This is a genomic window from Bradyrhizobium sp. CIR48 (genome assembly GCF_014198315.1).
In the GTDB taxonomy this organism is placed as follows: domain Bacteria; phylum Pseudomonadota; class Alphaproteobacteria; order Rhizobiales; family Xanthobacteraceae; genus Bradyrhizobium.
In genome coordinates this window covers 277,531-289,747 of record NZ_JACIHG010000010.1, presented here as the reverse complement: position 1 = coordinate 289,747, position 12,217 = coordinate 277,531, and the positions used below count along the sequence as shown (strand labels likewise).

The 12,217-nt window shown below is 65.0% G+C and carries 12 protein-coding genes and 1 pseudogene; 3 read left to right on the top strand and 10 right to left on the bottom strand.

The genetic code is table 11. The features are described from left to right. Positions 1-47: 47 nt before the first annotated feature. Positions 48-299 carry a type II toxin-antitoxin system Phd/YefM family antitoxin gene (locus GGD66_RS29185; protein WP_092261567.1) on the top strand — a complete coding sequence of 84 codons (252 nt, stop codon included), beginning with the start codon at positions 48-50 and terminating at the stop codon, positions 297-299. Beyond that, positions 299-715: a type II toxin-antitoxin system VapC family toxin gene (locus tag GGD66_RS29180; protein WP_183259754.1), complete on the top strand. Its 417-nt coding sequence runs from the start codon at positions 299-301 to the stop codon at positions 713-715. The genes GGD66_RS29185 and GGD66_RS29180 overlap by 1 nt, the downstream gene beginning before the upstream one ends. Before the next feature lie 4 nt (positions 716-719). Here GGD66_RS29180 and GGD66_RS29175 read toward each other — a convergent pair whose 3' ends face one another. Together GGD66_RS29175 and GGD66_RS29170 are read right to left on the bottom strand one after the other, a co-directional pair. Continuing rightward, positions 720-1,565, bottom strand: a complete 846-nt coding sequence (locus GGD66_RS29175) for a DeoR/GlpR family DNA-binding transcription regulator (RefSeq protein ID WP_092261569.1) — start codon at positions 1,563-1,565, stop codon at positions 720-722. A 91-nt stretch (positions 1,566-1,656) separates the two neighbouring features. Then, positions 1,657-2,343, bottom strand: coding sequence for an HAD family phosphatase (locus GGD66_RS29170; RefSeq protein ID WP_092261570.1), 687 nt, complete (start codon positions 2,341-2,343; stop codon positions 1,657-1,659). A 154-nt stretch (positions 2,344-2,497) separates the two neighbouring features. Here GGD66_RS29170 and GGD66_RS29165 point away from each other — a divergent pair, with 154 nt between their 5' ends. Then, positions 2,498-2,950 carry a nuclear transport factor 2 family protein gene (locus GGD66_RS29165; RefSeq protein WP_026202902.1) on the top strand — a complete coding sequence of 151 codons (453 nt, stop codon included), beginning with the start codon at positions 2,498-2,500 and terminating at the stop codon, positions 2,948-2,950. Between the two features lie 234 nt (positions 2,951-3,184). Here the strand turns inward: GGD66_RS29165 and GGD66_RS29160 are convergent, their stop codons facing one another. The 8 genes and pseudogenes from GGD66_RS29160 to GGD66_RS29125 all read right to left on the bottom strand — a co-directional run bounded on the left by GGD66_RS29160 (position 3,185) and on the right by GGD66_RS29125 (position 12,188). Further along, on the bottom strand, positions 3,185-3,376 hold the full coding sequence (locus GGD66_RS29160) for a hypothetical protein (RefSeq protein WP_018323258.1): 192 nt from the start codon (positions 3,374-3,376) through the stop codon (positions 3,185-3,187). A gap of 225 nt (positions 3,377-3,601) precedes the next feature. Beyond that, positions 3,602-4,033 carry an acyl-CoA thioesterase gene (locus tag GGD66_RS29155; protein WP_183237625.1) on the bottom strand — a complete coding sequence of 144 codons (432 nt, stop codon included), beginning with the start codon at positions 4,031-4,033 and terminating at the stop codon, positions 3,602-3,604. A gap of 161 nt (positions 4,034-4,194) precedes the next feature. Continuing rightward, positions 4,195-4,905 (bottom strand): annotated as a pseudogene (locus GGD66_RS29150) (fatty acid desaturase CarF family protein); the annotation flags it as partial. Next, on the bottom strand, positions 4,880-6,976 hold the full coding sequence (locus GGD66_RS29145) for a 3-hydroxyacyl-CoA dehydrogenase NAD-binding domain-containing protein (RefSeq protein WP_183259752.1): 2,097 nt from the start codon (positions 6,974-6,976) through the stop codon (positions 4,880-4,882). The pseudogene GGD66_RS29150 and the gene GGD66_RS29145, both read right to left, overlap by 26 nt. 2 nt (positions 6,977-6,978) lie before the next feature. After that, positions 6,979-8,262, bottom strand: a complete 1,284-nt coding sequence (locus tag GGD66_RS29140) for an acetyl-CoA C-acetyltransferase (protein ID WP_183259751.1) — start codon at positions 8,260-8,262, stop codon at positions 6,979-6,981. Next, positions 8,262-10,529 carry an acyl-CoA dehydrogenase gene (locus GGD66_RS29135; RefSeq protein WP_183259750.1) on the bottom strand — a complete coding sequence of 756 codons (2,268 nt, stop codon included), beginning with the start codon at positions 10,527-10,529 and terminating at the stop codon, positions 8,262-8,264. Before GGD66_RS29135 ends, GGD66_RS29140 begins: the two co-directional genes overlap by 1 nt. Before the next feature lie 255 nt (positions 10,530-10,784). Beyond that, on the bottom strand, positions 10,785-11,408 hold the full coding sequence (locus GGD66_RS29130) for a flavin reductase family protein (protein ID WP_183237620.1): 624 nt from the start codon (positions 11,406-11,408) through the stop codon (positions 10,785-10,787). Positions 11,409-11,588: 180 nt separating this feature from the next. Further along, positions 11,589-12,188 (bottom strand): TetR/AcrR family transcriptional regulator, encoded by a 600-nt coding sequence (locus GGD66_RS29125; RefSeq protein WP_018323253.1) that lies wholly within the window; start codon positions 12,186-12,188, stop codon positions 11,589-11,591. Between the last annotated feature and the right edge of the window lie 29 nt (positions 12,189-12,217).

The following is a 12,217-nucleotide window of genomic DNA, read 5'->3' as shown; positions in this document are numbered from 1 at the left end:
ATGGCTACATACAATTTGCCCCAACGCAGGCGAGGAGGCGCGAACCGATGGTCACCACCCTGACCAGCCGAGAGTTCAATCAGGATACGAGCGGCGCCAAGAAGGCAGCAGCAAAGGGGCCCGTCTTCATCACCGACCGCGGCCGTCCAGCCCATGTCCTGCTGAGCATCGAAGATTATCTGCGCCTGAGCGGTGGACACATGAGCCTTGCTGAAGCTTTGGCACAGGCGAACGCGGACTTCGATTTCGATCCGCCTCGCATCACCGGCGGAATCTCCAGGCCAGCCGATCTCGACTGATGTTTCTGCTGGACACCAACGTCATTTCCGAACTGAGGCGGCCGGATAAGGCTGATCGCAACATGCTTGCTTGGGCCAATACAGCGCCCGCGGCGAATTTCTTCATGTCTGTCATCTCGATTCTCGAAATTGAACTTGGCGCGCGCCTGATCGAGCGCAAAGACGCGGTGCAAGGTGCTGTCCTGCGCGCCTGGATCGACGATCACATTCTGGCCCGCTTCGAAGGGCGGATCCTGGCTATCGATACGGCCGTGGCGCAGCGTTGTGCCCAACTTCACCTCCCCAATCCGCGGGCCGAACGCGACGCCCTTATTGCAGCCACCGCGCTTGTCCACGGCCTGACCGTCGTTACGCGCAATGTGGGGGATTTTGAACCTACGGGCGTGCCACTGCTCAATCCGTGGAGCAGTACATAAGCCTCTATCTCAGCCGCACCACCGGCGCGGCTTCCGGTGCCGCATCCTGGGCATCTGCCGGCGCATCGTCGATGTCCGCGCCCTTCGGCAGCGCTTCCACCACTTCGATGCCCTTGCTGTGGCAGATGGTGGCGAGGCGCTCCGGAAGCTCCTGGTCGGTGACGAAGGTCTGGATCTGGGTCATGTGGGCGATGCGCACCGGCGCGCTGCGGCGGAGCTTTGTGGAATCGGCAACCAGCATCACGCTGCGGGCATTGGCGATGATGGCCTGCGCCACCTGCACCTCGCGATAGTCGAAGTCGAGCAGCGCGCCCTCCTCGTCGATCGCGGACGCACCAATGATGGCGTAGTCGACCTTGAACTGACCGATCAGCTGCGTCGCGGTGGAGCCGACCACGGCGCCGTCGGCACGCCGGACCGTGCCGCCGGCGACCACCACCTCGATGCGGGGATGACGGTAGAGCAGCATCGCGACGTTGAGATTGTTGGTGATGACGAGGAGATCCTCGTGCGAAGTCAGCGCGCTCGCGACCTCCTCGGTCGTGGTGCCGATGTTGATGAAGAGCGAGCAGCCGTTCGGGATCAGCGAGGCGGCCGCGGCTCCGATCGCCTTCTTTTCGTCGGCGGCGACGAAGCGCCTTGCCTCGTAAGCGAGGTTTTCGACGCCGGAAGCGATGATGGCGCCGCCATGGATGCGGGTCAGCGATCTCCGCTCGCAGAGGTCGTTGAGATCCTTGCGGATGGTCTGCGCCGAGACTTCGAAGCGGCGCGCGAGCTCCTCGACCATGACGCGGCCCGAGGCCCGCGCGATGTTGAGGATTTCGGCTTGGCGATGGGTTAGTCCGGTCACGGCAAAGGCCTCAAATCAGGAGAATGCATGGTGCGGCGGTTCGCGCCTTCGGTCAATGCGCGCGCCGATCACGGTTAACTTATGCGGCCCGTCACCACGCCATGGTGCTCGCGAGACGCGCGAGCAGCTGCGGATCGTCGAAGGCACTGGCGGACGCGACTGCGCCGGCTGCAACCAGGTCAGCATGGCTGAGGCTGGTCCGGACGCCGATGGTCGGAATGCCGGCCGCCGTGGCCGATTGCACGCCGGTACGGGAGTCCTCGAATGCGATCGAAGCCTCTGCGCTCGCACCGACGAAACGCAGCCCTTCCTGATAGGGCAGCGGATGCGGCTTGCCGTGCGGCAGCTCGGCGCCGATCACGAGCGCCTTGAAACGATGCGAGATGCCGAGGCCGGAGAGCAGCAGCTCGGCATTGAGACGCGGCGCATTGGTCACGGCCACCATGGGAACGCCGGCTGCGTCCGCCCGGTCGAGCAGCGCCATCAGGCCCGGCAGCGGCTCGATCTGCCCGGCCACGAGCGCGCGGAAGACCTCCTCCTTCTCATCGAGGATCAAGGCGCGCCGCTCCGGCGCCTCGTCGGGCAGAAAGCGCTCGCCGATCGCGACATTGGCGAAACCTTGCAGCTCTCTAGAGAACCGCGCGTGATCGAAGACGTGGCCGCGAGGGCCGAGCACCTGGTTGAACGCCTTCAAGTGCAGCGGGTCGGTGTCGGCCAGCGTGCCGTCGATGTCGAACAGCAAAGCCCTGCCCATCGCTTCCGTTTTGGCCTCGATCATTTCCGTACTTTCCCAAATCCACGGCGTATTGATGCGCGAGACGTATCAATATGGCTTCGACCGCGCAATGACGCATGCTGATGACGACGACGTGACACTCGACAAAGTCGCGCGCGGCTGCAACACTCGCCACAAGATCAAAAAGGAGGAAACGATGACGATCAACCGACGCGATCTGGCTCTCTCGACTCTTGCCGTCTCCGCGCTTGCGCTCACGACACCGGCGCTCGCCGCTTCGGCGGACGAGGACGCCGTGGCGAAGAAGGTCGAGGCCTTCCGCCTCGCCCAGATCGCGGCCGATCCGAAGGCGCTCGGCGCACTGTGCTGGGACGACCTCAGCTACAGCCATTCCAGCGGCAAGGTCGAGGACAAGGCGACGTTCATCGCCAACGCCACCGACGGCAAGTCGAAATTCCTGTCGATCGACTACAAGGACCCCACCATCAAGGTCGTCGGTCCTGCAGCGATCGTGCGCTTCCACTGGCTGGGCGAACAGGAGATGGCAGCCGACGGGAAGAAAGTATCGACCAACCTTCACATCCTGATGAACTGGCAGAAGCAGGGCGACGAGTGGAAGCTCCTGTCGCGGGCAGCAACGAAGTTGTGACGACTCTTACCCTCTCCCCCTGTGGGAGAGGGTGGCTCGTCGCGTAGCGACGAGCCAGGTGAGGGGTTGCCTCAGCGAACCCCTCTCTCTGAATCTCGAGAACGCCGAAATATACCCGTCCTCCGGCGCTTCGCGCCACCTTCTCCCACAAGGGGAGAAGGAAGAAAACAGCAGTATCAAGGGCGGCAAAAAATTCCGACCTCGCTCCGCGAGCCCGGAATCACCAGCAGGCGCTTACGCCGCTTCCTTCACATCACCGTTCACCAGCTTGCGCGCGGCGCGTTCGGCTTCGCGGGCGTTGCGGAAGAGCTGGCCTTCGAGACGGTTGAATCGGTGGGACGAGGCAAAGAAGCAATAGCCTCCCGAAGAACGAACGACGATACCTGCGGTCTGCGAATTGACTTCGATGATGTAGCTGTCCGGCATGGTCCGTGGATTCCTCAGTGCGGGCAAATAACGGCACTCATGCCCAAAGGTTCCCAGGCATTTTGAGGCCGCTTCCACCCCGAATCGACACGCAATTGAGTACGCCGAGACCTCATCCGTTTTATGACTGGTTCTTGGCGAAGCGGCGACGAAGATGACTCACTGGTGCCGCGTTTGACGGCGCTTGCCACGCATTTGTGAGATGAGGCAGAGCGTCGCGCGCGATTACGTCGCGATGACAGTGTCGGTCGAGCGAACCGCTTGCGGGCGACCATGTTCGTCGATCGAGACGTAGGTGAAGTTGCCGTCGGTGACGAGGAACGGATGCTCCTCCCCGCGGCGCAGCGCCCACGCTTCCAGATGCACGGTGAGCGAGGTGCGGCCGACGCGCACGAGATTGGCGTAGACCGACACGAGATCGCCGACATAGACCGCCTTGCGAAAGTTCATCGCCTCGATCGCAACCGTCACGGTCCGCGATTTCGCGACCTTCGAGGCAAACACGCCGCCGCCGACGTCCATCTGACTCAGCAGCCAGCCGCCGAAGATGTCGCCATTCGCGTTGGTATCGGCGGGCATCGCCAGCGTACGGATGCAGAGATCGCCGTTAGGCCCGGGGGCGGAGCTGATAGGGGCGTGGACATGCGTATCGGTCATATGGTTGGTCTCCCGCGGCTCTCGGCTCTGGATACAAAGCCGCGGCGCCTTGCGCAACATCGACACGAGGCAAGCTTGCGCTATCCAATCGGCCGCGGCGACCCGACGAGGATTCCGGTATCGTTCAGTTTGCGTTGCCACTCCGCATCGTCAGCCCGCGGCGCGCGTCCGGTCGTCGCCGTTACCAACCGTTCCAGCCTGCTCCATAGCCGGAGACGGTCGCACGGATAATTGGCCCATCCATTGATGACACAATAGCGGATGGTGTGGTCACGGTGATGACACCAATGATGTTCGGGTGAGCAGACCAGATGCAGCCGTTGCGCCATGCGCAGGAGCAGCGGGCGGACCGGCCGGTGCGCGAGATTGTGAAAGCTCATGCCAAACAGCATGCAGGTCGCGATCACGAACCAGACGATCATCAGCGCATAGGTGAGCGCGGAAACCGGAAACAACGCCGTGACGGTGGCCGCGACTCCGATCACCGCCGCGCTCGGCGCCGCACCGAGAGACGCCTGGTCGAGGAATCCGTAGAGCAAAACGTGGCCGGGGTGGGTGTGATGCTCCCGCGTGATCGCGATGCCGCGGCCGAGCATCCCCTCGTCGAGCCAGGTGTCGACCACCCAATGCACCAGCCCTGAAAACAGATCAGCGAGGAAATATCCGGCCAGGAGCGCCACGATCAACCACGGCCAGCGCAATCCCACCGCGGGATAACGCCCGACGAGATAGCCTGCGCAACAAAGGATCACGACGACATCGGCCCCGCAGCACAGCCGCGTGATGATGATCTCGCGCAGGGTCGCTTGCTTGAAGAACGGGATCGTGGGCACCGGCGACGGCCCCCTATTGCAAACTGTCCCAGCCCGCATCCGGCGCAAAACGTCCGCCGAATCGCTCGGCGAGCCCGCGCAACGTGGACACGACATTCTCCACGCCGCGCGTGCGCGCATAGTTCAGCGGGCCGCCGCGGAACGGTGCATAGCCGGTCCCGAAGATCATGGCGCCGTCGACCGCATCGGCATCGTCGACGATGCCCTCGCGAAGGGCAGCAACGCAGACATTGGACATCGGCAGCATCAGGCGGTCGATCATCTGGTCGGTGACGCGCGGACCGGTCTCGGGTAGCGGTGCCTTCTCGGCCTTGCCGTCCTTCCAGGTATAGAAGCCCTTGCCGGTCTTGCGGCCGAGCTCGCCCTTGGCGACCTTGTCGCGCAGCCAGGCCGGCGTCGGCGGCAGGAGATCGCCGAACTTGGTGCGCAGCATGTCGCCGACGTCGAGGCAGATGTCGAGCCCGACCTGATCGGCCAGCTCGATCGGGCCCATCGGCATGCCGAACTGCTCGGCCGCGGCGTCGATCAGACGCTGGTCGATCTTCTCGTCCAGCATCACCATCGCCTCCAGCATGTAGGGCGTCAGCGCGCGGTTGACGAGAAAGCCCGGCGAGCTCTTCACAGGCAATGGCAAGCGATCGATCGCACCGACGAAAGCGAGCGCGTCTTTCAGCACCCGCGGGTCGTTGCCGTCATGGCTGACGACCTCGACCAGCTGCAGCCGCGACACCGGATTGAAGAAATGCAGGCCGACCAGCCGCTCCGGTCGCGCCAACGTGGTGCGCAGATCCTGAAGCGGGATGCTCGAGGTGTTGGTGGCAAGGATCGCGCCCGGCTTCATGCGCGGCTCCAGCCCGGCATAGACCTTCTGCTTGAGCTCGAGCTTTTCCGGCACCGCCTCGATGATCAGATCGGCGTTGCGGACGCCTTCGCCGTCCATGTCAGGGATGAGACGATCGAGCGCGTCGCGCACCTCGGTCGGCTTGCGGATGATCTTGCCGTAGAGTTCGGCGGCGCGCTTCACCGCGCCCGCGATCGGCGCCGCCTTCATGTCGGCGAGCGAGACGCGCAGTCCCTGCCCGGCTACCCAAGCCGCGATGTCGCCGCCCATGGCGCCGGCGCCGATGACGTGGACGTGCTTGATGATGTTGCCGCTGCCGGCCGCCTTCTTCATCTGCTCGCGCAGGAAGAAGACGCGGATCAGGTTCTGGGCGGTCGGCGTCACCATCAGCTTGGCGAACGAAGCCTGCTCCGCCTTCAGCATCGCGGCCTTGTTGCCGCCATGGGTCTCCCAGAGATCGATCAGCGCGTAAGGCGCCGGATAGTGCTCGCGGGACGCGGCCTTCGCCGCCTCCGAGCGCATGCGCCTGGCCAGGAGACCGCGCACGAAGCCAAAATTGGCTGCACGCCCGAGCAGGCCGGGCTTGGCCCGCTTCAGGCGGCCGAACAGCGCGTCCTTCACCGCGCCCCGGACATGGCGCTCTTGAGTCACGGTATCGACGAGGCCGAGCGATCTGGCGCGGCGTGCGTCGATGGTGCGGCCGGTCAGCATCAGCGCCATCGACTGGGTGGGATTGACCAGCGCGGTGAGCCGCGCGGTGCCGCCGAGGCCGGGATGCAGGCCCAGCATCACCTCCGGAAAGCCGAAGCGTGCGCCGTCGATGGCGATGCGCGACTGGCAGGCCAGCGCAACCTCGAGCCCGCCGCCGAGGCAGAAGCCGTGGATGACCGCGACCGTTGGTAGCTTCAAGGCTTCCAGATGATCGACCACCGCGTGCGCGGCGCGGATTCGCGTCTCCACCATCTCGGGATCATCAGCGCCGCGGAATTCGTTGACGTCGGCGCCGGCGATAAAGCCGGACGGTTTTGCCGAGCGGATCACGAGGCCGGCCGGGCGTTCGGTCTCGATCGCCGCGAGCACGGCGTCGAACTCCTCCATCACCTCCGAGGACAGCGTGTTGGCGCTTGCATTAGCGCGGTCGAACAGCAGCCAGGCGACGCCGTCTTCATCGCGCGTCAGCTTGAAGTGCCTGTACGGACTGTCCGTCGCGGGCTTGGGCCCGAGTTCGAGCACGCGGTCGCCGAGCGCGGTCATGATCTTGGAATCCATGGTCACACCGCCTCGATCAGCATGGCGCCGCCGAGCCCGCCGCCGATGCATTCGGTGGCAATTCCGCGCCGCGTGCCGAGCCGCTTCATCGCGTTGACCAGATGCAGCACGATGCGGTTGCCGGAAGTGCCGACGGGATGGCCGAGCGAGATGGCGCCGCCATCGACGTTGAGCTTGTCACGGTCGATCTCACCGGCCGCGCCGTCGAGCCTGAGAATCTCGCGGCAGAACTTGTCGTCATTCCAGGCAGCCAAGCAGCCGAGCACCTGCGTCGCGAAGGCTTCGTTGAGCTCCCAGGTCTCGACGTCCTTGATGGTGAGGCCGTTGCGTTGGAGCAGCGGCGTTGCCGACATCACGGGGCCAAGCCCCATGATGGCAGGATCGAGCGCGGCCCAGTGGCTGTCGACGATCGCGGCTTTCGGCGTGAGCCTGTGCTTTGCGACCGCGGCGTCGGAGGCGAGGATCACCCAAGAGGCGCCGTCGGTGATCTGCGAGGAATTGCCGGCGGTGACCTGGCCCCAGGGGCGCTCGAACACCGGTCTCAGCTTGGCCAGCGTCTCCGCCGTGGAGTCCGGCCGCACGCCATCGTCATGGTCGAAGAACTTGCCGTCGCGGGAGAACGCGGTCTCAACCTCACCCTTGAGAAAGCCCGCACTTTGCGCCTGGGCGAGCCGGCGGTGGCTCTCGGCGGCATAGGCATCGGATTGCGCGCGCGTAATGCCGAAGAGATGGCCGACGACCTCGGCGGTCTGGCCCATGTTCAGATCGGTGACGGGATCGGTCAGCCCGCGCTCGAGCCCGATGATCGGCTTGAGATCGCGCGGGCGCAACTTGAAGGCGGCCGCGAGCTTGGCGGCGACGCCCTTGGCGGTGGCAAGGCCGGCGAACCAGCGCACGCCGGAGTTAGGCCAAACCAGCGGCGCGTGGCTCAGCGCCTCGGTCCCGCCGGCGAGGATCATGTCGGCATGGCCTTCGCGGATGTAGCGGTAGGCGGTGTCGATCGACTGCATGCCGGAGCCGCAATTGATCTGCACGGTGAAGGCGACCATGTCCTCGCCCATGCCGAGCCGGAGCGCGGCAACGCGGGCCGGGTTCATCTCGTCCGCAATCACGTTGACGCAGCCGAGGATGACCTGGTCGAAATCCGTGGGCGCAAACGGCTGGCGCGCCAGCAGCGGCCGTCCGCATTGCACGGCGAGATCGACCGGCGTGAAGGGCCCCGGCCCCGAGCGCGCCTTTAGAAACGGCGTCCGGCTGCCGTCGACGATGAAAACCGGTCGTGCCATCAGCTCGCCGCCCTCTGTTCACCGAGTTCCTGGAAGAACTGATGCACATTGACGGTTTTCTTGTAAATCGGCGACAGCGCCTCCGGCGCAAAATCGTCGACCTCGATTACTTTTGTGACGGCTTCATGAGCCGCGGCCAGTTGCTCGCCCTCGGCCTGCGTGATCACGCCCTTAGCGACGGCATCCTTCCAGTCTCGGATATGCGCGGCGCGCATGCGCTTGGCGATGGCATCGGTACTTGCGACCAGCAGGAACGCGCGCTCCAGCCGGGCAAAGCCGCCGTCGTCATCGACATTGGCGAGATCCGGCGTGAGGCGCTCGCGCGCCGCCGACGGCTCCAGCACGATGGCCGCGCATTGGTGCACGACGCGGTCGGAGGGGCCGAGCACGCGGGCGCCGAACGGCTGGACCACGAGCTTGAGGAAGCCGGCAACAAAGCGGTTGGGCAGATTGGCGAGGATTTCGGCCAGCCGGTTCTCGATCGTCTTGAAGCCGGTCGCCATGCACCATTCCAGCGCGGCAAAGTCCTCCTTCTGCCGGCCCTCGTCCTGCCAGCGTTTTAGCGCGGCCGACAGCAGATAAAGCTCGGAGAGAATGTCGCCGAAACGCGCCGACAGCATCTCCTTGCGCTTGAGCGCGCCGCCCAGCGTCAGCAATGCCATGTCGGCGCAGAGCGCGAACGCAGCGGAGTAGCGCGAGAGCTGGCGATAGAACGGTGTGGCATCGCCCGCATCCGGCGCCATCGCAAAGGCGCCGAAGGTCCAGCTGCGGCCGAAGGCACGGAACAAGGTGCGGAGGCTATGGCCGACATGTTTCCAGAACGCCTTGTCGAACGCGGTCAGCCCGCGCTCGCGATCGGTATCGGCCAGCGCGTTCATCTCGTCGAGCAGGTAGGGATGCGCGCGGATGGCGCCCTGCCCGAACACGATGAGATTGCGGGTCAGGATGTTGGCGCCCTCGACCGTGATCCCGACCGGCACGGCGCGGTGCAGATTGCCGAGATAGTTCTGCGGACCGTCGATCACGGCCTTGCCGCCATGGATGTCCATGGCGTCGTCGATCGCGGTGCGCATTCGCTCGGTGGCGTGCAACTTCATGATGCCGGAGATGACGGCGGGATGAACGCCGGCATTCAGTGCCGCGCAGGTCAGCCGCCGGGCCGCGTCCAGCTGGTAGGCGGTCGCGACGATGCGCGCGAGCGGCTCCTCGACACCTTCGAATTTCGCGATGGAGATGCCAAACTGCTCGCGGATGCGGGCATAGGCGCCGGTGGTGCGTGCAGCATAGGCGGCCCCCGCAGCAGAGAGTGACGGCAGCGAGATGCCGCGGCCGGCGGCAAGCGCGGTCATCAGCATCTTCCAGCCTTGCCCCAGCCGCTCCTTGCCGCCAATGACGTAGTCGAGCGGGATGAAGACGTCGCGGCCCCGGTTCGGGCCGTTCTGAAACACCTGCATCGATGGCAGATGGCGATGGCCGATCTCGACGCCGGGCAGATGGGTCGGGATCAGTGCCACGGTAATGCCGAGCTCCTCCCGGTCGCCCACGAGGTGGTCGGGATCATAGGCCTTGAAGGCGAGGCCGAGCAGCGTCGCGACAGGGCCGAGCGTGATGTAGCGCTTGTGCCAGTTGAGCCTGAGGCCGACGACCTCGCGGTCCTCGAAGGTGCCCTTGCAGATGATGCCGGTGTCGACCATCGAAGCCGCGTCGGAGCCGGCTTCCGGGCTGGTGAGGCCGAAGCAGGGAATATCGCGTCCGTCGGCGAGGCGCGGCAGCCAGCGCGCCTGCTGTTCCGGAGTGCCGAAGCGCATCAGGAGCTCGCCCGGCCCGAGCGAGTTCGGCACCATGACTGTGACGGCAGCAGCGATCGAGCGGGTCGAGATCTTGCGCACCACTTCCGAATGGGCATAGGGCGAGAAGCCGAGGCCGCCAAACTCCTTCGGAATGATCATGCCGAAGAATTTTTCGTGCTTGACGAAGTGCCAGACATCCGGCGGCAGGTCGCGCCATTCCCAGAAGATCTTCCACTCATCGAGCATGGCGCAGAGCTCGTCGACGGGTCCGTTGAGGAACGCCCGCTCCTCCTCGGTCAGCCTGGCCTGCGGGACCTTCAGCAGCTTCGACCAATCCGGGTTGCCGGTGAAGAGATCGGCATCCCACCAGACATCGCCCGCCTCCAGCGCCTCGCGTTCGGTATCGGACATCGCCGGCAGCACGCCGCGGGCCCAGGAGAAGATCGGCTTTGTGATTTTGTCGCGGCGGAAGCTCATGGCTGACCTCATGCATCGGCGCGGTGTCGGGCATTTTAGCGGAAAGCGGCCGGCGGCGGTGAAGACTTCGCCTGCGACATTGACGCGGCCAAGCGCCCCCGGACCATAACGGCCAGGGTGCGACGGCGGTTCCGGGAGGGGAAAATGGCGATGGATCGTAGCCCGGATGGAGCGAAGCGCAGTCCGGGTAGGCCTATCCGCGCGGGGAGAATCCCGGATTACGCTGCGCTCCATCCGGGCTACGGGCGCGACCGATCAATCCGGCCGCACCATCTCGAACATGTTTTCCGGCTTGATCTCGAAATAATCGCCGCGGCGGCCGGCGCGGACGATCGGGCGGGCGGCGGCGGTCTGGTAGACCCCGTCCTTGATCATGGCCCTGTCGATGTGGACGGCGACGACCTCGCCCAGCGTCAGCCAGGCGTCGGCCTCCTTGCCGTCGGCGCCCTTGAGGCGGACGATGTCGGACACCTTGCACTCGAAGGCGACGGGGCTCTCAGCCACGCGCGGCACGTTGACTAGCTTGCCGGGCACGGCGGTGAGGCCCGCGATCTCGAACTCGTCGACCTCAGGGGCGACATGCGCGGCGGTCGCGTTCATGTGCTTGGCGAGGTCCATGGTGGCGAGATTCCAGACGAACTCGCCAGTCTGCTGGATGTTCTCGACCGTGTCCTTCCAGTTGGTGGAGGAGAAGCCGATGATCGGCGGCACGTAACAGAACGCATTGAAGAAGCTGTAGGGCGCGAGATTGACGTGGCCCTTGGTGTCGCGCGAGGAGATCCAGCCGATCGGCCGCGGCGCGATGATGGCGTTGAAGGGATCATGCTTGAGGCCGTGGCCCTTGGAGGGCTCGTAGAAGTACAGGTCTTTGTCGGTCACGCGCTTGCTTCTCCGTTTTCCGTCATTCCGGGGCGGTCCGGATGGGACCGCGCAAGCGCGGCCCGGAGGACCGAACCCGGAATCTCGAGATTCTCAGGTGCGCAATTGCGCACATAGTTCGCCTCTTCGAGGCGCCCCGGAATGAGAGAGGCAGCTTATAGGAGGAAACCCGCCGCCCCGTCAGTGGCGCGGAGACAGACCCGCGATGACGAAATCGATCATCTGGTCGATGGTCGGGCCCGGCTTGGTGGCGCACTGGGCGATCATCTGGGGGTGGAAGAAGCGTATCATCGCGGTGCAGGCGCACAGCGAGGCCAGCTGCAGGTCCGGCGCCTCGAACTCGCCGGAGGCAACGCCTTGCGCGATCATCTGGCCGATCACCCCGGCAATGCACTCCATGTGGGCGACGCAGACGTCCCAGTCCTCCTCCATCGCGATCGCGACCATCTCGTGCAGCTTGTTGTCGCCGACATAGCGCTCGGTGTTCATGCGATGGATGGTGGTGAGCAGTTCCCGGAAACGCTCCTTGACCGGACCGGGCCTCGCCACGATCCGCTGCGCTTCGAGCTCGACCTCGCCCATCAGGCCCTGCGCCACCGCCTGATGGATCGCCTTCTTCGATTCGAAGAAGCGATAGACATTGGCGGGGCTCATCCTGAGCTCCTTGGCGATGTCCCCGACCGTCGTCTTCTGGTAGCCGATCTGGCGGAACAGCCGCTCGGCCACCTCGAGGATACGATCCCGGGTGTCGACTTCGATATGTTCCGAAATAAGGGCCATCAGTCAGGACTCGTTGGTCAGCAGTCTTC

Bases quoted from the DNA above. Each gene is read 5' to 3' on its own strand.
- GGD66_RS29165 (WP_026202902.1), top strand. From the start codon at position 2,498: ATGACGATCAACCGACGCGATCTGGCTCTCTCGACTCTTGCCGTCTCC.
- GGD66_RS29160 (WP_018323258.1), bottom strand. From the start codon at position 3,376: ATGCCGGACAGCTACATCATCGAAGTCAATTCGCAGACCGCAGGTATC.
- GGD66_RS29125 (WP_018323253.1), bottom strand. From the start codon at position 12,188: ATGGCCCTTATTTCGGAACATATCGAAGTCGACACCCGGGATCGTATC.
- GGD66_RS29145 (WP_183259752.1), bottom strand. From the start codon at position 6,976: ATGGATTCCAAGATCATGACCGCGCTCGGCGACCGCGTGCTCGAACTC.
- GGD66_RS29180 (WP_183259754.1), top strand. From the start codon at position 299: ATGTTTCTGCTGGACACCAACGTCATTTCCGAACTGAGGCGGCCGGAT.
- GGD66_RS29185 (WP_092261567.1), top strand. From the start codon at position 48: ATGGTCACCACCCTGACCAGCCGAGAGTTCAATCAGGATACGAGCGGC.
- GGD66_RS29140 (WP_183259751.1), bottom strand. From the start codon at position 8,262: ATGGCACGACCGGTTTTCATCGTCGACGGCAGCCGGACGCCGTTTCTA.
- GGD66_RS29155 (WP_183237625.1), bottom strand. From the start codon at position 4,033: ATGACCGATACGCATGTCCACGCCCCTATCAGCTCCGCCCCCGGGCCT.
- GGD66_RS29170 (WP_092261570.1), bottom strand. From the start codon at position 2,343: ATGATCGAGGCCAAAACGGAAGCGATGGGCAGGGCTTTGCTGTTCGAC.
- GGD66_RS29135 (WP_183259750.1), bottom strand. From the start codon at position 10,529: ATGAGCTTCCGCCGCGACAAAATCACAAAGCCGATCTTCTCCTGGGCC.